Source organism: Paraburkholderia sp. J11-2 (assembly GCF_905220185.1).
Taxonomy (GTDB): Bacteria; Pseudomonadota; Gammaproteobacteria; order Burkholderiales; family Burkholderiaceae; genus Paraburkholderia.
In genome coordinates this window covers 1-21114 of record NZ_CAJMYY010000057.1, presented here as the reverse complement: position 1 = coordinate 21114, position 21114 = coordinate 1, and the positions used below count along the sequence as shown (strand labels likewise).

Here is a 21114-nt window from a genome sequence, read left to right as displayed (position 1 = left end):
CGGTGGCGGTGGTCGTCCCCCTCCGGGCGGTTGACCCCGAGACGAGCGCGCGGGCAAGTCCGTGCCGAAGCACGGCATGCTCGCGCTGGCTACTTCACCACCGTTTAGAACCGATAGCCAATACCACCGAGGATCACGTCCGTATCGCGGCTATAGCGCGTGACCACGCGATTCCACGTAACGCGTGCGGCCCAATGCTGCGTCAAGCGGTATGAAGCCGAGACGGAAACGAGCCCCGACAGAATGCCGTCGCCGGTATCGCGTTCGTCGGGGTGCTCGCCGTGATGAATCGCAGCATAGAGGCCCGCGCCGAACCCCAGCGTGAGACGCTCGTCGAAGAACGCGCGTGTGAGCCAGAGCTGCGCCGTCGCGCCATCTCGCCGCGCCGAAATGCCGTTGCCCTCGTGCAGATAGCCCACGGTAGCGTCGAGAAAGGAGTTGATGCCGCGCCGGTACTCGATCGCCTCCGCCGCCGATGTCTGCGATTCGAGGCTGTTGAGGATCGTCTCGCCCGCCATCAGCGTGATCTCGTTGTTCGTCACTTTCTGCGTGCGCGGCAATGCGAAATCGCGCGGGCCTGGCGTGTCGGGCGCGTCGAGCTGATAACCGATGCCCAGCATGAGCGAGGTGGTCGATGGACCGCGCGACACCTGGATGCGATTGAGCTGCAGGTTCGCCGTCCAGCGATTCGCGGCGTACCACGTGGCGCGCGCGCTATAGAGCACGCCCCAACCGTGCGTGTCGGACCAGCCTTGCCCCTGGGACGCGGCTTCGGTGTCGAAATAGCGATACGGTCCGACGCCTACCGCGAACACAAAGCGGCGCTGCGCAAGCGGCAGGCGCGCCCACGCCTGGATGGTCTGGCCGTCGCGGTGATGATTCGGAATATGGCCTTCGTTCAACCACGCAATGCTGCCGGCAAAATACTGGCCAAAACCTTCCGTGTAATCCATCTGCCACGAATAGGTATGATCGCCGCCGCTTTTGAGCGGCCCTGCATAGAGCGTGAATTCCTGCGCGCAAACCGACCCGGAAGCAATAGCGAGCGCGCTGGCGGCAACACCGGATGCGGCTAGCGACGTGATGTTTTTCATTGCGTGCGTTGTTGCCTTGCGCTTTGGGTGTGAGACTCGCCGCAAGCAGAATGTATGCAACGAAACGCGGAGCATACCCCGGCGTAATATTTCTTGTGTGACCCTGGTCTTTCAATTCATTACGAAATGCCGCAGTACAAATTTCCGATTTTTATTTCGTAATCCTCATTACATGAGGAAAAAAGAAACGCCGCACGTAAGTGCGGCGTTCTGCCCTGCAGTCAGTTTCGCAGTAGGCCCACTATTAGCGCACGTGATGGCAGACGCGCTCAGCGTGATGGTGAACGTGTTCGACGTGGCACACCTCGTGGTGATACGGTGCGGCGACAGCCGCGAGCGGCGCGAACAGCGCGGCGCAGGAAATCAGGGCGAACAGGCGGACAGCAGGCTTGAAAACGGCGTTCATGACTCGGCTCTTGCGTGTGAAAACAGCGTGGGTTGGAACCAAAAGCCAGCACTGTATCGCAGAGTGGTCAGTGGCGTATTACACGAATGTAACGGGCGTAGCGCTCGATGAAACGCTCTTGACACGTCTTGCTGCACAACACCAGGTCGCGGAGGCCGCTCAAATACTGCGCTCGTCGCCCTCTTCATGCGTGAGACGCCGCAACAGTTCACGACCGCGGGTCGTGAGGCGCAGCGTGGGGTCGCCGCCCGCTTCGTCCATCTCGACGAGACGGTAGCGCTGCAGCGCGAGGAAATCGGAATCGAGCGTCTGAATCGGCGCGTCCGCATCACGGATCAGCAGCAAGGTCGCTAGTTCGTGGTGACTGAGCATCGGGTCTCTCCAGTGGTTGGCCGGAGTCGGCGTTTGCGCGCCAGTTCCCGCCACAAGCCCGAAAAGCATCCGACCGAAGGGCCGTGGGCTTAAGTCTCCCCAGCATAGCGAGTCAATCGTACAGTTTCGCTACAGTCGTGTTTCGCTGTGTTACGTGTCGATGAATCGGCAACGTCCTGCCCCATAAAAACGGCGCGCAGCTGCACGATATGCAGTCTGCGCGCCGCCCGCTCAAAGCGTCCTCAACCTTAGTTGATTTCCAGGCGCTTGCTCGCGGCCGCGGCCCTCTTCGGCAGCGCCAACGTCAGCACGCCATCTTTGTATTGCGCGCTCGCCTTTTCGTCGTCGATTTCCGCTGCGAGCGTAAATGCGCGGCTCACGCTGCCCGAATACCGCTCGCGACGCACAACGCGCTCGCCTTCCTTCAGCTCGCTGCCCCGCTCGACCTTTGCTGCAATCGACACGAGATTGCCATCGATTTTCACGTCGATGTCCTTGCGCTCGACGCCCGGCATTTCGGCCTTTACCGTGAAGCCAGCTTCGTCTTCCGTCACGTCGATCCGGATGCTGGCCGCCTGCCCTTCCACGCCACTCGTGGCACGCAACGGCCGGAACAGCCCGTGAAACAGATCGGGCACACTTTCCATCGAAAACGGATCGTAACGCGAGATATTGCTCATTGATGCCTCCATGGGATGAACGTTTTCCTTGTCGATGCAATGACCTACATTTCATCGGACTCCTGAATTCCCTGTCAGTTACCGCAGGCGCATGATGCCTCTGCGGTCGACCACGGGGAACCGCCGCAACGCATCGCACCGCCTGCGCGGCGCGGTCGCTGCCGCTTACCGTTCCAACATGAAGGCGCCTCGCGCGTTTGCAAGACCCTTTTTTCGCCGGGCGAGAAAATTTTGCATCGCCGCGCGGCGCGTCATTGCATGTGCATGCCGCCGTTGATCGCAATATCGGCGCCGGTGATGAACGCCGCGTCGTCCGAGCAGAGGAACGCCACCAGTGCGGCGACCTCATTCGGCTGGCCGAGGCGGCCTACCGGAATTTGCGGCAGGATGCGCGCGTCCAGCACGTCCTTCGGCACGGCTTCCACCATTTGCGTGGCGAGGTAGCCCGGCGACACGGTGTTCACCGTCACGCCTCTCTTCGCCACTTCGAGTGCGAGCGCCTTCGTGAAACCATGCATACCCGCTTTCGCCGCCGAATAGTTGGTCTGCCCGAAAGCGCCGCGCGAGCCGTTGACCGAGCCGATATTGATGATGCGCCCGAAGCCGCGCTCGATCATGCCGGGCAAGAACGGCTTCGTCACATTGAAGAGCGCGTCGAGATCGGTGCGCAGCACCGAATCCCAGTCGGCTTTCGACATCTTGACGAAGCTGCGGTCGCACGTGATGCCCGCATTGTTGATGAGCACGTCCACCTGGCCGAGATCGTCGAGCGCTTGCTGCGCCGCGCGCTCGCAGGCATCGCAATCGGCAACGTTCATTTCATGGCAGCCGAAATCGCGGCCCGCCGCGCGTTCAGCGGCAAGCCACGCATCGGCTCGCGTGCTCGCCGCCGAGCATGAGACCGCGACGGTCATGCCCGCGTCGTGCAAGCGCCGGCTGATCGCTTCGCCGAGTCCGCCCATGCCACCGGTGACGAAGGCAACGCGCTTAGTGGCCATGCTGGCCTCCGCCCGCGCTCGCGCGCTGTGCGTGGCCAGCACCCGCGGCCTTGCCCGGATGCGCGGCGCCATTGGCAGCGCTGCTCATCGCACGCTCGAAAGCATTCATCCACTCGCGCATCGGCAACGCGCCGGGCACCTTGGACGCGCCCGCTTGCGCACCCGCGCAAGCCTCCTGCCACTGCTGCGTGAATTCGCGCGCGCTTTCGGACCATGTGCTCGTGCTCTGCATCGCCGCCGCCATGCCCTCTTGCCAGAGCGTGGTGCTCGCGCCGAGATAGTCGCGCCAGACCGATTGCGTGGCGACCGCAAAATCGGTCCAGTCGCGCGCGGTGCGCAGCGATTCGAGCAAGCCTTCGACCGCCTCGCGGTCGCGCGCGATGCGGCGCTGCTCCAGCTTCACCAGCTGCTCGCGCCATTGCTGCTGCCCGAGGAGCAGGCGCAACGCGGCCGATGTATTGGTGCGATACGTTTCGAATGAGGCGCCCAGGGCGTTGCCGAGCGAGGCGTCGAATGGGGGATGAGAAGCGGTAGCCATGATCAATCTCCTCCGTATGTAGCTTTCGCCCGGCGCGTGCCGGTGCGGCTGGGGCGTTTGCTGCCAGGGTGACAGCGTCGAGCGCGATTGAACGTGCTCTGCGGCGAGCGAAATGTAAGCGCTTCACGCGCGACGATGAGCGTCGAGATGCTTCGGAGTGCCGTGCTTTCGCAATACAGTTGGCTCAAGCCAACATCATAGGCAGGAACGCGGGCTCCCGCGTAACGAATGGGCGTTTTGCCGCTTGATAAATGTCACAAATCGAGACATCTGATGCGCGGTGATTCAAAACCGGGTTTGTTGTTGCGGATATTTCGAGACGGATCAGCGAATCGTTGGGGTGACCGAACAACCCGCGCAAAGGCTGCCCGGCCGATCTCGCCTTCGCGGCGCACCGGCCGGCGGAACCGGGTGCCCCGCTCAGGCCACCGGCGCCTCTTCGTCGCGTACCAGCATGACCGGCCGGTCTGCCATACGCAGGAACGATTCGGCCACGCTGCCAAGCAACAAGCGCTTCATGCCCGACAAGCCACGTGTGCCCATCACCACGAGGTCCGCGTCTTCCTCGGCGGCAATGCGCGCGATGACGGCGGCAATCTCCTCGCCACTCGCGTCCGCTGCGCGCGTGCTGCCCGGCACCTGGGCCTGCGCGAACACCCGTTTCGCTTCTTCGAGCGCCGCCGTTGCGGCGTCGTTCTCCGCCGAGTGGCGCGCCTGCTCCTCGGCGAAGCCCGAACTCACGTCCACGAGCCGCGCAGGATGCCGCACGACACACAGCGCCTGAACGGCGCCGCCGGTCGCCTTTGCAATCTTCACGGCCTCGTCGAGCGCGCGCCGGCCGCTGCGGCTGCCATCGACCGCTACCAGAATCTGCTTGTACATCGTTGACCTCCCGGGTCTTGCCCAAATTGCGCGCCGGGTTCCCGGCACGCGCTATCTAAATATGTTGTAGCGCATTTGGGTACGGATGCGCGCCGCAGGCGGTGCGACCCGTTGTCTCCATTCCGTCAGAATCTCCGTCCTCCTGAGCGCAGGCACACTCACCGCATCGTCAACACGGCCGCGCCCGTGAGCCGCCCCTCGCGCAAGTCGGCCAGCGCCTCGTTCGCACGCGCGAGCGGGTACGGCGTGGTCTCGATTTCGAGTTTGTGACGCGCGGCGATGGCCATGAAGGTCGTCCCGTCCTCGCGCGTGAGATTGGCCACCGAAACAATGCGCCGCTCCTCCCACAGCCATGCGTAAGGAAACGAGGGAATGTCGCTCATGTGGATGCCGCCGCACACGACCGTGCCGCCCTTCGTCAGCGCTCGCAGCGCGGCGGGCACGAGCGCGCCGACCGGTGCGAACAGCAGCGCCGCGTCGAGTTCCGCGGGCGCGCGCTCGTCGCTGCCGCCGGCCCACGCTGCGCCCAGGCGCCGCGCGAACTGCTGCGCCGCAGTATCGCCGGGACGCGTGAACGCGTAGACCGTGCGCCCCTGGTGACGCGCGACCTGCGCGACGATATGCGCCGCCGCGCCGAAGCCGTAAATGCCGATGCGCCGCGCCTCGCCCGCCATCGCGAGCGAGCGATAGCCGATGAGTCCCGCGCAGAGCAGCGGCGCGGCTTCGACGTCGCTGTACTGGCGCGGCAGATGGAAGCAGTAGCGAGCGTCGGCGACGGTGCGCGTGGCGTAGCCGCCGTCGATCGTGTAGCCCGTGAAGCCGGGCGCGTCGCAAAGATTCTCGCGCCCGTCGGCGCAGAAGCGGCAGTGGCCGCAGGTGTGGCCGAGCCACGGCACGCCCACGCGGTCGCCCAGCGCGAAACCCGTCACGCCGGCGCCAAGCGCCGCGACCGTGCCGACGATTTCATGACCGGGAATGACGGGCTTTTTCGGGTGCTCGAGATCGCCGTCGACGACATGCAGATCGGTGCGGCACACGCCGCACGCGCGCACGTCGATCAGCAGTTCGCCGGCGCGCGGCGCCGGGTCGGGTAAATCGGCTTCACGCAGCCACGGATTCTCGCCGTCGAACACCATCGCCCGCATCGCCATCCTCCTCGCCGGAACGCGGCTGACGCGCCGCATCGATCACCATAAAACCATGTTATGCAATCGGGCCGCGGGCTGTCGTGCATCGCGCGCTGCATCGCAACTTCACGACGCGATGCGACGCACAGCCGCGGGACATTCAGGCGTGGCGCAGCGCGCGATCGTGGCAACATAAGACGAATCCCGCAGGACCACGAGGCACCGCCGCCCGGCCATGCGCCCGGCATACGCCACCGCGCACCTTCGGCCAGCGTCAGCCGCCAATCGCCACGCGCGCCGTCGCGCCGCGCACGCAGTCCGCCTCGGTCCGTCTTCCGCCGCCGCGCAACCGGAGCCCCGCATGAACGCTACCGACACCCCTGCCCACCCGCCGCTTTCCGACGACCTGCTGCGCCGCATGGACGCCTGGTGGCGCGCCGCCAACTATCTTTCGGTCGGCCAGATCTATCTGCTCGCCAATCCGCTCCTGCGCGAGCCGCTGCAGCTCGCGCACGTGAAGCCGCGCCTGCTCGGCCACTGGGGCACGACGCCGGGCCTGAATTTCCTCTACACGCATCTGAACCGCATCATCAACGCGCGCGATCTCGACGTGCTGTTTCTCGCGGGGCCTGGTCATGGCGGCCCGGCCGTCGTCGCGAACACCTGGCTGGAAGGCACCTACAGCGAGACCTGGCCGAACGTGCCGCACGACGAAGAAGGCATGGCGGCGCTCTTCAAGCAGTTCAGTTTTCCGGGCGGCATTCCGAGCCACGTCGCGCCGCAAACGCCGGGCTCGATCCACGAAGGCGGCGAACTGGGCTACGCGCTCTCGCACGCCTACGGCGCGGTGTTCGACAACCCGGATCTGATCGTCGCCTGCGTGGTGGGCGACGGCGAAGCCGAAACGGGCCCGCTCGCCACGTCCTGGCACTCGAACAAGTTCGTCAATCCGGCCACCGACGGCGCCGTGCTGCCCATTCTCCATTTGAACGGCTTCAAGATCGCGGGGCCGACGGTGCTCGCGCGCATCGGCGACGACGAACTCGCCTCGCTCATGAAGGGCTACGGCCACGCGCCGATCTTCGTGGAGGCCGAGGAGCCCGCCGTTGCGCATCGTCTGATGGCCACCGCGTTCGATACGGCGTTCGACGAGATCGCACGCATTCAGAAGGCCGCGCGCGAACTCGCCGACGAACACGGCAACCTGCCGCCCGGCTACGAACGTCCGCGCTGGCCGATGATCGTCATGCGCACGCCCAAGGGCTGGACCGGTCCCAAGACGGTGGATGGCCAGAAGACCGAAGGCTCGTGGCGCTCGCATCAGGTGCCGCTTGCAAACATCTCGAAGCCGGGACATCTCGCGCTACTCGAAAGCTGGATGCGCAGCTACAAGCCCGAAGAACTGTTCGACGCGCAAGGCCGCCTCGTGCCCGAAATCGCCGCGCTCGCGCCGCAAGGCGAAAAACGCATGAGCGCGAACCCGCGTTCGAACGGCGGCGGCCGTGTGCGCGAACTGCGCGTGCCGCCATTCGAGCACCACGCCGTGGACGTGCCCGCACCCGGCCAGGTGGATGCCGAAGCCACGCGCGTCATGGGCGCGTTCCTGCGCGAAGTCATGCGCGTGAACGACCCCACGCGCAACTTCCGCATCTTCGGGCCCGACGAAACCGCGTCGAACCGCTGGGGCGACGTATTCGACGTGACGTCGCGCACCTGGCTGGCCGAGTTCACGCCCGACGACATCCAGCTGGCCACCAACGGCCGCGTGATGGAAATGCTCTCCGAGCATACCTGCCAGGGCTGGCTGGAAGGCTATCTGCTCACCGGGCGACACGGCTTCATGTCGTGTTACGAGGCATTCATCCACATCATCGATTCGATGTTCAACCAGCACGCGAAGTGGCTGAAGGTGATCCGCGAAATTCCGTGGCGGCGGCCGCTGCCCTCGCTCAACTATCTGCTCACCTCGCACGTGTGGCGCCAGGACCATAACGGCTTCAGCCATCAGGACCCGGGCTTCATCGACTACGCGGTGAACAAGAAGTCGGACACGGTGCGCGTGTATCTGCCGCCAGACGCCAACACGCTGCTTGCCGTGACCGACCACGTGCTGCGCACCTGGAACCGCATCAACATCATCGTGGCGGGCAAGCAGCCGCAGGCGCAATGGCTCGACATGGACGCCGCCATACGCCACTGCGCAGACGGCATCGGCATCTGGCAATGGGCGAGCAACGACGACGGCGGCGAGCCCGACGTGGTCATGGCCTGCGCCGGCGACGTGCCCACCATGGAAACGCTGGCCGCCGTAGACCTGCTGCGCACCTGCCTTCCCGACCTGAAGGTCCGCGTGGTGAACGTGGTGGACCTGATGACGCTCGAACCCGCCGACCGCCATCCGCACGGCCTGCCCGACGCCGATTTCAACGCGCTCTTCACCACCGACAAGCCGGTAATCTTCGCGCACCATAGTTACCCGACGCTGATCCACAAGCTCACGTACCGGCGCGCCAATCACGCGAACATTCACGTGCACGGCTTTATCGAGGAAGGCACGACGACCACGCCGTTCGACATGACCGTGCTCAACCGGCTTGACCGCTACCACCTGTGCGAAGCCGTGATCGACCATGTGGACGGGCTCGCGCAGCGCGCGGCGCACCTGCGCCAGACGCTGCACGACAAGCTGGCCGCACACCGCCGCTACGTGGACGAGTACGGCGACGACATGCCTGAAATTCGCGACTGGCGTTGGCCCGCCGCGCGCAACACACAGGGTGGCGGTGAAAAAGCTTAGTGGCAGTGCATTGACGCGTTGGGTTGCTCAGACTGAAGCCGGCTTCGTGCGTCCGAACACGCGCGCGAACGCGGTAACGAACGCGTCGAGCCGGTTCGATTCGAGGCAGTCGATGCCTGCCGCGCCCACCCGGCCGTTTCCGCCGGGGAACGCGCGGCAGAGTTCGTCCGCGCCGCGCGGTTCGGTGAGCGGCGCGCGCACGCTCACCGCATAGTTGCCGTCGGCGTTCACGCTCAGCACCGCGTGCGCACGCGAGGGTTCTTCGTTCGCAAGCACGTTGGCGAACACGCCGCGCACCCGGCGCGCCCACGGCTCGTCGGGCAGCACGCAAACGCTGCCGTACTGCAACGCGATGAGCGGCGCGATGGCCTGGGCCAGTTCGAGATCGTCCTGGCGGCAACGGGCGAGTTGACCGACGATCGGCTCCGAGGCGATGAAATCGAACGGGTTGTCATAAGGTTTCATCGCCGCATACAGATCGAGCGGCGCGATCACGAGATCATCGACGCAGTCGCCATAAGCGTTGTAGTTGATGGACTCGCCAAGCTCGCGCAGCTGTTCGGTCTGCGCGGCGTCCAGCCCGGCCTGTTGCGCAAGCGCTTGCGCCGTGCCGGGCAGGTTGTCGCCCCAGGCCGCCGCGATTGCCCAGAGACGGTAGCGGCCGGCGAGGTGCCGGTCGACGAGCACGCTCGTGCAGACCTGCGCCGTGGTGTCAATATGCGCGACCAGATTCCTGGACATAGGCAGGTCGCCTGCGTGGTGATGGTCGAAATATTCGACCGCGACGTCCTTCGCGAGCAGCGCGGTGAGCGCCTTGCGGTTCACGTCGAACGAAATGTCGAGCACGGTGAGCGAGTCGCCGGGCTGCGCGGGCACGCGCTCGACCAGTGCGATGTCTCGCTTCGCGCCGGTGATGAGCGTCGCTTCGCGCGGCCTTGCGAGCCGAAGTTGATGCAGCGCGCAGATACCGTCTGCGTCGCCGTTGAATACGTCGAAATGCGCCATGTCTCCGAAATCCCGTTAGGTTGAACTCGACAGTATCGCGCAGCCTCGCCGGATTGCACAAAAGGTGCAATATGCCGATGCCCATGCAGGCCGTTTCGATCAAGGCCGCAAGATGCCGTGCAGCGGGCGTCCCGCGTTTGCTCGCGTGTATGCTGGTTGCGACGATTTGCGCCCCGTAGACCTTCATTCCCACAATCGCCACGCCGATGTCCGACACGCCGATCTCACGCCACGCCGCCAACCGTCTGCGCGCGGCACGGCGCCACAGCCGCCTCGTGAACGCCGCGCTCTCGCGCGCCTCGACCTACGCGCACCCGGCCGGGCGGATCGTACGCATCGAAACGCATATTTCCGTGGTGTATCTCGCTGGGCGGTACGCGTACAAGATCATGAAGCCCGTCGATTTCGGGTTCGTCAATTTTGTGCGGCTCGATGCCCGATTCCGCTGCTGCGAAGCTGAGATTCGTCTGAATGCGCCGTTCGCGGGACCGATTTATCGCGAAACCGTTGCGCTATTTTTTGACGGTCGGCGTTGCAAGCTCAAGCGCGGCATGCACGGCAACGTAAAAGTGGTCGAGTACGCGGTTCGTATGCGCCGCTTCGACCAGCGCCTGCTGTTTTCGAACCTGCTCTCGAACGGCGACCTGAGCACCACCGATATCGATGCAGCCGCAACCAGGCTCGCCACGGTCCATCGCCATGCACGCCGGGCCGGCCACGGGCCGCTGGCGAGCGCGGCGCGCTTCGGCTCGGCGGCGCTGCTGCGCGAACAGGTGCTCGCGGCGCTCGCGCCCCTCGAAGCGGATCCGCGCACGGCGCACGCTGTAGAGCACGCTGGCTTGCGCGCGATCTGCGAAAGCGAAATCACGCGTCTGGCGCGGCACGTCGATGCACGGCGCGCGAACGGATTCGTGCGCGCCTGCCACGGCGATCTGCATCTCGACAATATCGTGCGGCGCGGGCGGCACGCGTTGATGTTCGATTGCATCGAATTCAGCGACGCGCTGCGCTGGATCGACGTGACCTGCGACCTCGCGTTCATGCTGATGGATCTGCGCGCGCACGGCCAGGCGGTGTACGCGCACCGCATGCTCAATCGCTACCTGGAAGCCACGGGCGATTTCGCGGGGCTCGCTGCGCTGCGGCTTTATGTCGTCTATCGCGCGCTGGTGCGCGCACTCGTGGCGAAACTCAAGGCAGGATCGCCTGCGCCACACCATGCGCCAGCGCTCGGCGGCGACGTCGCGCGCTACCTCACGCTAGCGGCAAGCGAAGCGCGCATCATGCACGAAGCCGCGCCCTGGCTGATGCTGTGCCACGGCTTTTCGGGGTCGGGTAAGTCAGTGGCGAGCCGTGCGCTCGCCGAACTGAGCGGGGCGATCCGTGTGTCGAGCGATCTCGAACGCAAGCGCCTCGAACCCTTCGCGCCGCCCTCGCTCGGCGCGCTGCCGGCAAGCGCGTACACACAAGCTGCACTCGACGCGCACTACGAACGCCTGGTCGCTCATGTGCGCGACGTGCTGAACGCGGGCTACACCGCGATCGTCGATGCGACGTTTCTCAAGGCTGCACATCGCGCGCGCTTCGCGGCGCTCGCGCGTGAGTTGAACCGGCCAATGCTGATCCTGAACTTTCACGCGCCGCAAGTGCGGCTCGCCGAGCGCGTCAACGCCCGCGCGCGCGGGCCGCGCGACGCGTCCGACGCGGGCGCCGAAGTGCTTGCCAAACAGTTCGCGCAAGCGGACCCACTCGATGCGCGCGAGCGGCAGCGCACCGTTGATCTCAACACCGACGTGGAAATCGAGGCCTTCTCGCACGAGCCGTGGTGGGCACCGCTGTTCGCGCGTTTGCATGCGGAGGATGGGGAGATTTGATTCTGCGGCGGACTCATTATCCGCCGCCACAGCCCTGCGCCCTGCTTGCTTATCGCTCGACGAAAGGCCGCACGAGCGGCCAGCGCAGCGTGGACGCCACCGGATAGCGCGGCTTGCGGCCAACCGGTGCGCGCCACGGCTGCATGCGCGCGGCCATTGCCGTGCACAGGGCAAGGCCTTCCTGGCCATGCAGACGTTCCATGGCGTGATGCACGAGTCCGGCGTCGAACCACAGCTTGAAGCGGCGATGGCAGGTGCGGAAATCGGGATACTGCTCGGGCAACTTCGACCAGACCGAGCCGGTGGCCAAAACCCAGAGGATGCCGGCAAAAACGAGACGAGGATTATGTGCTGGGCGCCCGCGACGACGACCGTCAACGCGGATTTCGTGAAACATAGGCTCGATGCTGCGCCACTGCGCATCGGTGAGTTCCGGAGATATGCGGGAAGACATCTGATGGTCCCTGTGAGGTTATCTGACACAACACGACTAAAGTAGCCTCACAGCCCACAAGAAAATATCGGACTATGCTTAAAAATCGAGATGAATTCGCAAGTCGCGATCCGGCACGCTAACCGGCGGCCGTGGCCAGTGCCGCGCTACACTGCTCGTTTCGAGGCTTCGACGGCGGATTTCCGATGGCGCCCTCATCCAGTTCAAAAGCCCGGCACGGCCGGATACGCGTTGGTGTGGGCGGCTGGATCTATGCGCCCTGGCGGGGCGCGTTCTACCCCAGCGGCCTGGCGCAACGCCGCGAGCTGGAATATGCGAGCCGCCATCTCTCTACGCTGGAAATCAACAGTACCTACTACGGCGCGCAGCGCCCGGAAAGCTTCACGCGCTGGCACGACGAAACGCCCGAAGACTTCGTGTTCTCGCTGAAAGCCCCGCGCTTTGCGATGAATCGCCGTGTGCTGGCCGAGGCCGGGGCCACGATCGAGCGCTTCCTGAGCGGCGGCGTATTGAACCTGCGCGACAAGCTCGGACCGATCAACTGGCAACTCACGCCAGGCAAACGCTTCGATCCAGAGGACTACGCACGATTCCTGGAACTGCTGCCAGGCGAGGCCGAGGGCCGTCCTCTGCGCCATGCGCTCGAAGTGCGCGACGAGAGCTTTTGCACGCCGGAATTCGTCGCGCTCGCGCGCAAGCACAAGGCGGCGATCGTCGTCTCCGGTGACTCCAGTTACCCGCTGATCGGCGACACCAGTGCGCCGTTCGTCTATGCCCGCATCATGGGGACCGCACAGGATCACCCGCAGGGCTACGCCCCGGCTGACCTCGACCTGTGGGCCAGCCGCGCGCTCGCCTGGTCGCGCGGCGAATCCCCGGGCGATCTTGCCACCTACGCACAGCCGCTCGCCGCGAAGGCCGGCCGGGACGTCTATCTCTACGTCATCAGCGGCTTCAAGGAACGCAACCCGGCGGCGGCCATGGGGCTGATCGAGCGCCTCGCCGCGAACTAGCTGCGCACGGCGCATCGAGCCACGCCTCGACGACGATCGCGCCCCCAAAAATCACCGTCACCGTTTGCGAGCGCCTTTTGGGGGCCGGCGGGGTCCGGCCTTGCCTCTGATCCGGCTCGTAAAAACCCGTAATGGTGTCGTAATGACTCTGTCAGCGGCAAATTGATATACGTCAACCCGCAATGCTGCATCGCAGCGAGATACTGCATCGATGCGGTGCGGGCCCTCCCGCCGCCCCGCCGCACCTCGGAGTTTCCTGCCTTTGCAAACCGCAATCGAATTCACCATCCGCACCGGCGTCCTGCTGCTCATCATCGCGCTCTGCCATGCCGCCGCACAGCGCTTTCGCCTCTCCGATTCGTTCGGCCTGACCTGCGCCGGCGTGCTGCTCGGCACCGGATACCTCGCCCTGCTTCACTTCGCCCCTGGCTTCACGGCTTCGAGCGTCATCCCTTTCCTCACGCCGTCGCTTCCTCCCGAGGCCTATCTCTGGATATTCCTGCCGCCCATCCTCTTCGAAGCGGCGTTGCAGGTCGATACGCGCGGTCTTCTCGCCGATCTCGCGCCTATCCTCTTGCTCGCGATTGGCGCAGTGGCCGCCGCCGCGGCAGGCGTTGGTGTCGCCACGTGGATCAGCAGCGGCGAGAGCCTGATTGTGTGCCTGCTGCTCGGCGCAATCGTCAGCACGACGGATCCTTCCACCGTCATCGGGCTCTTTCGCAACAGCGGCGCGCCCGAACGCCTGATCCGGCTGATCGAGGGCGAAAGCCTGCTCAACGACGCCGCCGCCATCGCCATCTCCACACTCCTCACCAGCGCGCTGGCGCTCGCGCCGTCCACCGCGCACACGCACGGCCATCCGCTCGCATCCTTCGTCGTTTCCCTCGTCGGCGGCTGCGCGTTCGGCGCGCTCGCGGGCGCGCTTTTCGTCACCGTCTCGAGCGCGTTGCGCAGTCTGCCCTTTTCCGAGTACGCGCTCTCGCTCGCGCTGCCCACGCTGCTCTATCCCGCCGCGGAACGCTGGCTTCACGTTTCCGGCGTGGCCGCTGTCGTGTGCGCGGGTCTCGCGGCCAACCGGCTCATGCAAACACGCCGCCCCGCCGCGAGCCAAACCCTGTTTCGCCAGCTATGGGCGTACCAGGCTGGCATCGCCTCTGCCGCTGTTTTTCTGCTCGCGTCGGCGCGCGTGCCCGGTTTGCTGGACAAGCTGAATATGCGCGACACCCTTCCGCTCGCGCTCGCGCTGGTGGCCGCCATTCTGAGCCGATTCGGCATCCTTACGATCTTCGTACCGCTGCTGAGCCGCCTTGGCATCTGTGAGCCGCTGCCGCGCGCGCACCAATGGCTGATCGCATGGGGCGGCGTGCGCGGCCCCGTCACGCTCACGCTCGCCGTTTGCGTCGCGCGCAACGATGCGCTTTCGCCCGGTACCCGCGCATTCGCTGCCGCCATGGCAGCGGCCTTCGTGCTGCTGAATCTGCTGTGCAACGGCCTCACGTTAGGGCGTGTCGCGCGATGGCTCGGCATCGCACCACGCACTTCGAGCGAACGCGCCGCACCCTGAGCGCCAACGCAGGCAAACGGGGCCGCTTACGCTACTCGCCGCGCTCGGTGCGCTCGGTGCGCCACAAATAACCGATCGCTGCACGCGTGACGCGCGCCTCCAGCGCGTGAGCATCGGTTTCGCCACGCTCGCCCGCTGCGTCGACCATGCCGCGCACGATGGCGATCACGTCGTGCGCGGTGGTCTGCCGGTCGTCGATTCGTGGCGCATCGGCGAGTTCGAACGCGCCGACGAGCACCGCGTGAATGCGCTCGCTCACGCGTGCGTCGCGCTCGCCAAGCGGCAGTCGCCGCTCCTCGAAATCGAGCAGACGCGCCAGTTCCGGGCGTCGCATCTGATGCGCGACCGCCGCACGAATCAGCCTGAGCATTGCCGCCTCGCAGCTCGACGCCGCAGCGGCGGCCTCGACCTCGGCAAGGAGCGGCGCGCTCTCACGGTCGATCAAGGCGGCGGTCAGCGCGTCGCGGTTCGGAAAATATTGATAGAGCGAGCCGACACTCACACCCGCGCGCGCCGCGATGGCGTTCGTGGTGTAGCCGGCCAGGCCGGCGCTTTCGAGAATGCGCGCGGCGGCTTCGAGTATCGCGTCGACAGTGGCGGCGGAACGGCGCTGCACGGGCCGCTTGCGCGCCTCTAGTGCCGCGGCGCGGCTTTTGCCGCGTGGCGTTTGAGTCATGGCGGGGAAGGGAAAGGCCGTCGAATATGAGCAATGGCTCGTATTCTACCGATGACCGGGCATGCCCGCCCGAGATGCGTTGAAGCGGCGCGCGTGACGATACGCGTCGTCATGCATATCGTCACGCCGGTCACGCGCCGCTGACCTCCCCCCGTCTTTTCGCACGCAGATGAAACCGCGCGCCTCAAATCTGCCGGCGCATTTCCGCCGCCGGCAGCTTCATCATCTGCCGATACTTCGTGACCGTGCGGCGCGCCACCTGCACACCCTGCTTTTCGAGTTCCTGCGTGAGGATTACGTCGGAAAGCGGGTCGCGCGGATCTTCGGCGTCGATCATTTCCTTGATGAGCGCGCGCACCGCGGCCGCCGAGCAGGTGCCGCCCGTGCGTGTTTCGAGTTCTCGCGGGAAAAAGCGCTTGAACTCGAAGATGCCGCGCGGCGTGGCCATGTACTTGTTGCCCGTGGCGCGTGAGACGGTCGATTCGTGCAGGCCCAGTTCGTCGGCGACGTCGCGCAGCAGCATGGGCCGCAGCGCAATCTCGCCATACTGGAAAAACGCCTTTTGGCGCGCGACGATGCACTCGCCCACACGCAGGATCGTCTCGCAGCGCTTATGCGCGTTGCGGATCAGCCAGCGCGCTTCCTGCAGCTGTTGCGCGAGTGGCGAGCGGCTCGTCTGGTCCGAGCGCGCGAACATCTCCGCATAGAGCTTGTGGATGCGCGCGCGCGGCTCGATGGCCGGGTTCACGCTCACCACCCACTTGCCACGCACCTGGCGCACGATCACGTCGGGAACGACATAGCCGCCGTCTGCGCGCCCATAGTGGTTGCCCGGCTTCGGATCGAGGCGGCGCACGAGTGCGCTCGCGGCCTGCAGCGAAGCGGCGTCGCAGCCGAGCTGGCGCTGCAGCTCGCCGTGTTCGCGGCGCGCGAGGCGCTCGAGATGCTGCGTGACGATCTGCAGCGCCAGTTCGCGATGCGGCGTGTCGGAAGGCATCGCATCGAGCTGCAGCGCAAGGCATTCGGAGAGCGAACGCGCGCCGATGCCGGGGCGATCGAGCGTCTGCACCACGCGCAGCGCCACCCGCAAGCGGTCTTCGTCGAGCGTGTCAACGCCGCCCTCTTCATCGGCAAGATCGGCGAGATCCTGGCGTAGATAGCCGTCGTCGTCGAGCGCCTCGATCACGACCTGCACCGCGATACGGTCGAGGTCCTCGAGCGGCGCGAGGCGCAAGGCCTCATGCAGCTGCTCGCGCAGCGTAACCGGCACACGCACCCAGTCGGAGGCTTCGGAATCGCTGTCCTCGCCGCCGCGATAGCTCGACGTGCGCAAGGCGCCCGGTGTCGGCATCTCGGCGGTGTAGCCCGAGCCTTCGTCGCTGTAGCTGCTCTCGGCGTATGACGTCTCGCCGTATGGGGAAGCGTCCTGACCCATGCCGGCGTCGAGGCCGCCTTCGAAGCTCGATTCACCCGCGCCTTCTGTCGCCATGGCGGGGGCTTCGGCCGCGGGCGCCACCGCGGAGCCGATGCCCGCTGCGCCATTGGCCGCTTCGGCGGCCTCGCCGGTGTCCGAGGCGGGCGGAACGTATTCGAGGAACGGATTGGTGTCGAGCGCTTCGCGCAGCTCCTGCTGGAACTCGAGCGACGACAGTTGCAGCAGCCTCACCGCCTGCTGAAGACGCGGCGTGAGCGCCAGATGCTGGCGCGCGTGTAACGCGATGGAAGGCATGGCAATCCCGTTTTGTTGAATTGAGTGACAGCCCTCTCATGCAACAGCCATGCCAGTTTTTACAACACCCTGTTTTGAAACGGGATCGACGCTTGCAACAGCGGCTAAGCGAGCCTCTTTTCCGACCCCACAGTGGAGATTTTTACAAAGGTGCGGAAAAATTGCGGCGCATGCCGGTTGGGAAAATCGTGGCCGCATGGACGAACCGTCTATCCCGCATCGAAGCCGGCTCCGGTCGCTTCCGGGGGGCTTTCCAATAACAAGCAGCGCGAGCACGAACGCGGCGAGGCACGCACCTTGCGGAGGCAGGCCATGACCACAACCAGAAAGGGAGTAGCCATGAAGCGCATCCTGATCCTCAAGACCGCGGCTGGCGCCGCCTGCATGACGTTCGCACTGCTGGCCGGTGCGCAGACCACGACGAACAGCGCCGCGCCTTCGGGCAGTTCGGAATCCGTGGGCCAGCACGTTGACGACGCAACCATCACGACCAAGGTCAAGGCCGAACTGCTCGGCGCGAAGAACGTGAAGTCCGAGCACATCCACGTGAAGACGCGTAAGGGCGTGGTCTCGCTCACCGGCACGGTGCCGAGCGCCGAAGACCGCGACAACGCCAAACAGGTCGTGGAAGGCGTCTCGGGTGTGACCTCAGTGAAGAACCATCTGAAGGTCTCGGTGGCGAGCTAAGAGGTCTAACACACCCCGCCAGACCGCAACAACGAGCCAATTCCAGACCGGATCGCGCCGGCGGCCGCCACCGCCGGCGCTCCTCATGCCTGCCTCACTCCTGCTCGCGCGATTGGCTGAGCTGCGCGCGCCGTTGCTCGCCCTGGCGCGCGAGCATCCAGCCCGGATACTCGGCGGGCAATCCGCTCGCCTCACCCAGCACACCTAGCTCTTCGACACTGAGCTTCACTTTCGTCGCGGCGATGTTGTCGTCGAGTTGATCGACACGTTTCGCGCCGATGATCACCGATGTCACCACCTTCTGATGCAGCAGCCACGCGAGCGCGATTTGCGCGACCGACACGCCTTTGGCTTGCGCGATCGGCCGCATCGCGTCCACGCAGTCCCATGCGCGCTCGCGGTTCACGGGCGGAAAATCGAAGGTCGTGCGCCGGCTGCCCGCCTCGCCTTGCTGGTCGCGACCGTACTTGCCGCTCAAGAGTCCGCCCGCGAGCGGACTCCAGACCATCAGCCCGAGGCCCTCGCTTTCCAGCATCGGCACGAGTTCGCGCTCGAGATCCCGTCCCGCGATCGTGTAGTAGGCCTGCAGCGACTCGAAGCGCGCGAGCCCTTCGCGCTGCGCAATGCCGAGCGCCTTCACGATCTGCCAGGCCGCCCAGTTCGACACGCCGGCGTAGCGCACGTACCCCTGCTGCACGAGCGTATCGAGCGCGTGCACCGTCTCCTCGATGGGCGTCACGGGATCGAACGCGTGAATCTGGTAGAGGTCGATGTGATCGAGCTGCAGGCGCTTCAGGCTCGCCTTCACGCCATCCATGATGTGATAGCGCGTGGCGCCGCGCTCGTTCGGCGACGAGCCCATTTCGCCGAATACTTTCGTCGCGATCACGACCTGCTCGCGCGGGACCTTGAGGTTCTTGAGCGCCTGACCGGTGATCTGCTCGGACACGCCCTGCGAGTAGACGTCGGCGGTATCGATGAAATTGATGCCCGCATCCAGCGCGCGCCCAACGAGACGTTCGGCGTCGGATTGCTGGAGATCGCCGATCTGGTTCCAGATGCCGGCGCCGCCGCCGAAGGTCATCGTGCCGAGGCAGAGTTCCGAAACGAACAGGCCCGTGCGGCCCAGGGGGTTGTAACGCATGGTGTGACTCCGTCGTGGTTCGAGGGAAAAGCCAACGCGGCGAGGATACTGCGTTCGCGTGACGCTTGCCGAACGCCGGCCCGGACCCGACCACCTCTCTCCCGCCTCTCCCGCCTCTCCCGCTTCTCTCCCGCCAGGCAGGCGCGCACGAAAGCTGCGAGACTGACGGACGTGCAATGCTGACTTCTCCGCCGCCTGACATCCGCATGACAACGTCTTCGCCCGTATCCGATTCGCACGCGCCTGGAGCCGCGGCCAGTCACGACGGCGCAGAAAGCGACGTGCTCGCGCGCTTTCATCCGGCCGTGGCCGACTGGTTCCGGCGCAGCTTCGACGCGCCCACCGCCGCGCAACGCGCCGCCTGGCCGCTCATCGCGAGCCGGCGCGCGACGCTGGTGGCCGCCCCAACTGGCTCGGGCAAGACGCTCACCGCCTTTCTCGCCGCGCTCGACGAGCTCGTGCGCGAAGGTCTCGCGAACGGCGGCGCGTTGCCCGACGCGACGCTCGTCGTCTACGTTTCGCCGCTCAAGGCGCTTTCCAACGACATCCGGCTCAATCTCGAGAGGCCGCTCGAAGGTATCGCTACGGAACTCGCGCGCCTCGGCTTGCCGCCGGTCGAAATCCGCACCGCCGTGCGCACCGGCGACACGCCGCAGCCCGAGCGCGCGGCGCTCAGAAAGCGCGCGCCGCATATTCTCGTGACGACGCCTGAGTCGCTTTACGTGCTGCTCGGCTCCGAGTCAGGCCGCCGCATGCTGGCGAGCGCGCGCAGCGTGATCGTCGACGAAATTCACGCGCTCGCGGGCAACAAGCGCGGCTGCCATCTCGCGCTGAGTCTCGAACGGCTCGACGCGTTGTGCGGCGCGCGCCTGCTGCGCATCGGCCTTTCCGCCACGCAAAAGCCGATCGAAACCGTTGCGCGCTTTCTGGTGGGCATGGGCGAGGCGGCGCAAGACGCGGACGCAAGCCCGCCCGCCTGCGATATCGTTGACGTGGGCCATACGCGCAAGCGCGACCTCGCGATCGAAGTGCCGCCCGTGCCGCTCGAAGCCGTGATGGCGAACGACGTGTGGGAGCGCGTGTACGACCGCATGGCCGAACTCGTCGCCTTGCACCGCACCACGCTCGTGTTCGTCAACACGCGCCGCATGGCCGAGCGCGTAGCGCGCCATCTCACCGATCGTCTGGGTGCCGAAGTCGTCGCCGCGCACCACGGCAGCCTCGCGCGCGAGCATCGTTTTCTCGCCGAGCAGCGGTTAAAGAGCGGCGACTTGCGCGTGCTCGTGGCGACGGCGTCGCTGGAACTGGGCATCGATATCGGCGACGTCGATCTCGTGTGCCAGATCGGCTCGCCGCGCTCGATCGCGGCCTTCCTGCAGCGCGTGGGGCGCTCAGGACACCAGGTCGGCGGCGTGCCCAAGGGGCGGCTCTTCCCCACTTCGCGCGACGACCTGATCGAATGCGCGGCGCTGCTCGACAGCGTGCGGCGCGGCGAACTCGATCGCCTTGTGCCGCCGCACGCGCCGCTCGACGTGCTCGCGCAGCAAATCGTCGCGGAAGTGGCCGGCGAATCCTGGGAAGAAGACGCGCTCTATGCGCTCGTGCGCCGCGCCGCGCCGTGGGCCGCGCTCGAGCGCGCACAGTTCGACGCCGTGCTGCGCATGCTCGCCGAGGGCTACACGAGCCGTCACGGGCCGCGCGCCGCTTATCTTCATCGCGACGTGGTCAGCCACACGCTGCGCGCACGGCGCGGCGCTCGGCTCGTCGCGCTCACGTCGGGCGGCACGATCCCCGACAACGCCGACTACTCGGTGCTGCTGGAACCGCAGGGCGTGCAGATCGGCACCGTCAACGAGGACTTCGCCGTCGAAAGCCTTGCGGGCGACGTGTTCCAGCTCGGCAACGCGTCGTACCGCATTCTGCGCATCGAAGCGGGCCGCGTACGTGTGGAAGATGCCCAAGGGCAGCCGCCCAACATCCCGTTCTGGCTGGGCGAGGCGCCGGGCCGCAGCGACGAGCTTTCGTTCGCGATCTCGCGGCTGCGCAAGCAGGTGGAAGCGGCGCTGATCGATGC

General features: G+C 65.9%; 19 protein-coding genes. 6 read left to right on the top strand and 13 right to left on the bottom strand.

Annotation, left to right across the window (positions count from 1 at the left end; all coding sequences use genetic code 11):
* Positions 1-104: 104 nt before the first annotated feature.
* From U5A57_RS40485 to U5A57_RS40450, 8 genes are all read right to left on the bottom strand, one after another.
* Positions 105-1094 (bottom strand): hypothetical protein, encoded by a 990-nt coding sequence (locus tag U5A57_RS40485; protein WP_321917869.1) that lies wholly within the window; start codon positions 1092-1094, stop codon positions 105-107.
* Positions 1095-1338: 244 nt separating this feature from the next.
* Positions 1339-1500: a hypothetical protein gene (locus tag U5A57_RS40480; protein WP_321917868.1), complete on the bottom strand. Its 162-nt coding sequence runs from the start codon at positions 1498-1500 to the stop codon at positions 1339-1341.
* Positions 1501-1659: 159 nt separating this feature from the next.
* On the bottom strand, positions 1660-1872 hold the full coding sequence (locus tag U5A57_RS40475; protein ID WP_321917866.1) for a hypothetical protein: 213 nt from the start codon (positions 1870-1872) through the stop codon (positions 1660-1662).
* 248 nt (positions 1873-2120) lie between these two features.
* Complete coding sequence (locus tag U5A57_RS40470; protein ID WP_321917864.1) at positions 2121-2552, bottom strand: Hsp20/alpha crystallin family protein; 432 nt, start codon at positions 2550-2552, stop codon at positions 2121-2123.
* 251 nt (positions 2553-2803) lie between these two features.
* Complete coding sequence (gene phbB / locus U5A57_RS40465) at positions 2804-3550, bottom strand: acetoacetyl-CoA reductase (RefSeq protein ID WP_321917863.1); 747 nt, start codon at positions 3548-3550, stop codon at positions 2804-2806.
* On the bottom strand, positions 3540-4088 hold the full coding sequence (locus U5A57_RS40460) for a hypothetical protein (RefSeq protein WP_321917861.1): 549 nt from the start codon (positions 4086-4088) through the stop codon (positions 3540-3542). The genes phbB and U5A57_RS40460 overlap by 11 nt, the downstream gene beginning before the upstream one ends.
* Before the next feature lie 420 nt (positions 4089-4508).
* Positions 4509-4970, bottom strand: a complete 462-nt coding sequence (locus U5A57_RS40455; protein ID WP_321917860.1) for a universal stress protein — start codon at positions 4968-4970, stop codon at positions 4509-4511.
* Between the two features lie 158 nt (positions 4971-5128).
* Positions 5129-6115, bottom strand: a complete 987-nt coding sequence (locus U5A57_RS40450; RefSeq protein ID WP_321917859.1) for a zinc-dependent alcohol dehydrogenase family protein — start codon at positions 6113-6115, stop codon at positions 5129-5131.
* A 343-nt stretch (positions 6116-6458) separates the two neighbouring features.
* On the opposite strand from U5A57_RS40450, the gene U5A57_RS40445 reads away from it, so the two are divergent.
* Positions 6459-8894 (top strand): phosphoketolase family protein, encoded by a 2436-nt coding sequence (locus U5A57_RS40445; RefSeq protein ID WP_321917858.1) that lies wholly within the window; start codon positions 6459-6461, stop codon positions 8892-8894.
* Positions 8895-8921: 27 nt separating this feature from the next.
* Here the strand turns inward: U5A57_RS40445 and U5A57_RS40440 are convergent, their stop codons facing one another.
* Complete coding sequence (locus tag U5A57_RS40440) at positions 8922-9899, bottom strand: acetyltransferase (protein WP_321917856.1); 978 nt, start codon at positions 9897-9899, stop codon at positions 8922-8924.
* A 206-nt stretch (positions 9900-10105) separates the two neighbouring features.
* On the opposite strand from U5A57_RS40440, the gene U5A57_RS40435 reads away from it, so the two are divergent.
* Positions 10106-11773 (top strand): AAA family ATPase, encoded by a 1668-nt coding sequence (locus tag U5A57_RS40435; RefSeq protein WP_321917854.1) that lies wholly within the window; start codon positions 10106-10108, stop codon positions 11771-11773.
* Between the two features lie 49 nt (positions 11774-11822).
* Here the strand turns inward: U5A57_RS40435 and U5A57_RS40430 are convergent, their stop codons facing one another.
* Positions 11823-12227 (bottom strand): transposase, encoded by a 405-nt coding sequence (locus tag U5A57_RS40430; RefSeq protein WP_321917852.1) that lies wholly within the window; start codon positions 12225-12227, stop codon positions 11823-11825.
* A 185-nt stretch (positions 12228-12412) separates the two neighbouring features.
* Between U5A57_RS40430 and U5A57_RS40425 the strand changes: the two genes are divergently transcribed.
* On the top strand, positions 12413-13240 hold the full coding sequence (locus tag U5A57_RS40425; RefSeq protein WP_321917871.1) for a DUF72 domain-containing protein: 828 nt from the start codon (positions 12413-12415) through the stop codon (positions 13238-13240).
* 262 nt (positions 13241-13502) lie between these two features.
* A complete protein-coding gene (locus tag U5A57_RS40420; RefSeq protein WP_321917850.1) occupies positions 13503-14804 on the top strand; it encodes a cation:proton antiporter in 1302 nt (433 codons plus the stop codon).
* Between the two features lie 31 nt (positions 14805-14835).
* On the opposite strand, the gene U5A57_RS40415 is transcribed toward U5A57_RS40420, so the two are convergent.
* Both U5A57_RS40415 and U5A57_RS40410 read right to left on the bottom strand, forming a co-directional pair.
* Positions 14836-15480: a TetR/AcrR family transcriptional regulator gene (locus U5A57_RS40415; RefSeq protein ID WP_321917848.1), complete on the bottom strand. Its 645-nt coding sequence runs from the start codon at positions 15478-15480 to the stop codon at positions 14836-14838.
* Between the two features lie 184 nt (positions 15481-15664).
* Positions 15665-17209, bottom strand: coding sequence for an RNA polymerase factor sigma-54 (locus U5A57_RS40410; protein WP_321917846.1), 1545 nt, complete (start codon positions 17207-17209; stop codon positions 15665-15667).
* A gap of 339 nt (positions 17210-17548) precedes the next feature.
* Here U5A57_RS40410 and U5A57_RS40405 point away from each other — a divergent pair, with 339 nt between their 5' ends.
* Positions 17549-17896 (top strand): BON domain-containing protein, encoded by a 348-nt coding sequence (locus tag U5A57_RS40405; RefSeq protein WP_321917870.1) that lies wholly within the window; start codon positions 17549-17551, stop codon positions 17894-17896.
* 94 nt (positions 17897-17990) lie between these two features.
* Here U5A57_RS40405 and U5A57_RS40400 read toward each other — a convergent pair whose 3' ends face one another.
* On the bottom strand, positions 17991-19040 hold the full coding sequence (locus U5A57_RS40400) for an aldo/keto reductase (RefSeq protein ID WP_321917845.1): 1050 nt from the start codon (positions 19038-19040) through the stop codon (positions 17991-17993).
* Positions 19041-19246: 206 nt separating this feature from the next.
* On the opposite strand from U5A57_RS40400, the gene U5A57_RS40395 reads away from it, so the two are divergent.
* Positions 19247-21114: DEAD/DEAH box helicase (locus tag U5A57_RS40395; RefSeq protein WP_321917841.1), on the top strand; the 1868-nt coding region annotated here is incomplete at its 3' end.

Coding starts and splice junctions, on each gene's coding strand:
- U5A57_RS40405 (WP_321917870.1), top strand. CDS start 17,549: ATGAAGCGCATCCTGATCCTCAAGACCGCGGCTGGCGCCGCCTGCATG.
- U5A57_RS40480 (WP_321917868.1), bottom strand. CDS start 1,500: ATGAACGCCGTTTTCAAGCCTGCTGTCCGCCTGTTCGCCCTGATTTCC.
- U5A57_RS40435 (WP_321917854.1), top strand. CDS start 10,106: ATGTCCGACACGCCGATCTCACGCCACGCCGCCAACCGTCTGCGCGCG.
- U5A57_RS40475 (WP_321917866.1), bottom strand. CDS start 1,872: ATGCTCAGTCACCACGAACTAGCGACCTTGCTGCTGATCCGTGATGCG.
- U5A57_RS40450 (WP_321917859.1), bottom strand. CDS start 6,115: ATGCGGGCGATGGTGTTCGACGGCGAGAATCCGTGGCTGCGTGAAGCC.
- U5A57_RS40410 (WP_321917846.1), bottom strand. CDS start 17,209: ATGCCTTCCATCGCGTTACACGCGCGCCAGCATCTGGCGCTCACGCCG.
- U5A57_RS40445 (WP_321917858.1), top strand. CDS start 6,459: ATGAACGCTACCGACACCCCTGCCCACCCGCCGCTTTCCGACGACCTG.
- phbB (WP_321917863.1), bottom strand. CDS start 3,550: ATGGCCACTAAGCGCGTTGCCTTCGTCACCGGTGGCATGGGCGGACTC.
- U5A57_RS40415 (WP_321917848.1), bottom strand. CDS start 15,480: ATGACTCAAACGCCACGCGGCAAAAGCCGCGCCGCGGCACTAGAGGCG.
- U5A57_RS40460 (WP_321917861.1), bottom strand. CDS start 4,088: ATGGCTACCGCTTCTCATCCCCCATTCGACGCCTCGCTCGGCAACGCC.
- U5A57_RS40455 (WP_321917860.1), bottom strand. CDS start 4,970: ATGTACAAGCAGATTCTGGTAGCGGTCGATGGCAGCCGCAGCGGCCGG.
- U5A57_RS40440 (WP_321917856.1), bottom strand. CDS start 9,899: ATGGCGCATTTCGACGTATTCAACGGCGACGCAGACGGTATCTGCGCG.
- U5A57_RS40400 (WP_321917845.1), bottom strand. CDS start 19,040: ATGCGTTACAACCCCCTGGGCCGCACGGGCCTGTTCGTTTCGGAACTC.
- U5A57_RS40485 (WP_321917869.1), bottom strand. CDS start 1,094: ATGAAAAACATCACGTCGCTAGCCGCATCCGGTGTTGCCGCCAGCGCG.
- U5A57_RS40430 (WP_321917852.1), bottom strand. CDS start 12,227: ATGTCTTCCCGCATATCTCCGGAACTCACCGATGCGCAGTGGCGCAGC.
- U5A57_RS40470 (WP_321917864.1), bottom strand. CDS start 2,552: ATGAGCAATATCTCGCGTTACGATCCGTTTTCGATGGAAAGTGTGCCC.
- U5A57_RS40425 (WP_321917871.1), top strand. CDS start 12,413: ATGGCGCCCTCATCCAGTTCAAAAGCCCGGCACGGCCGGATACGCGTT.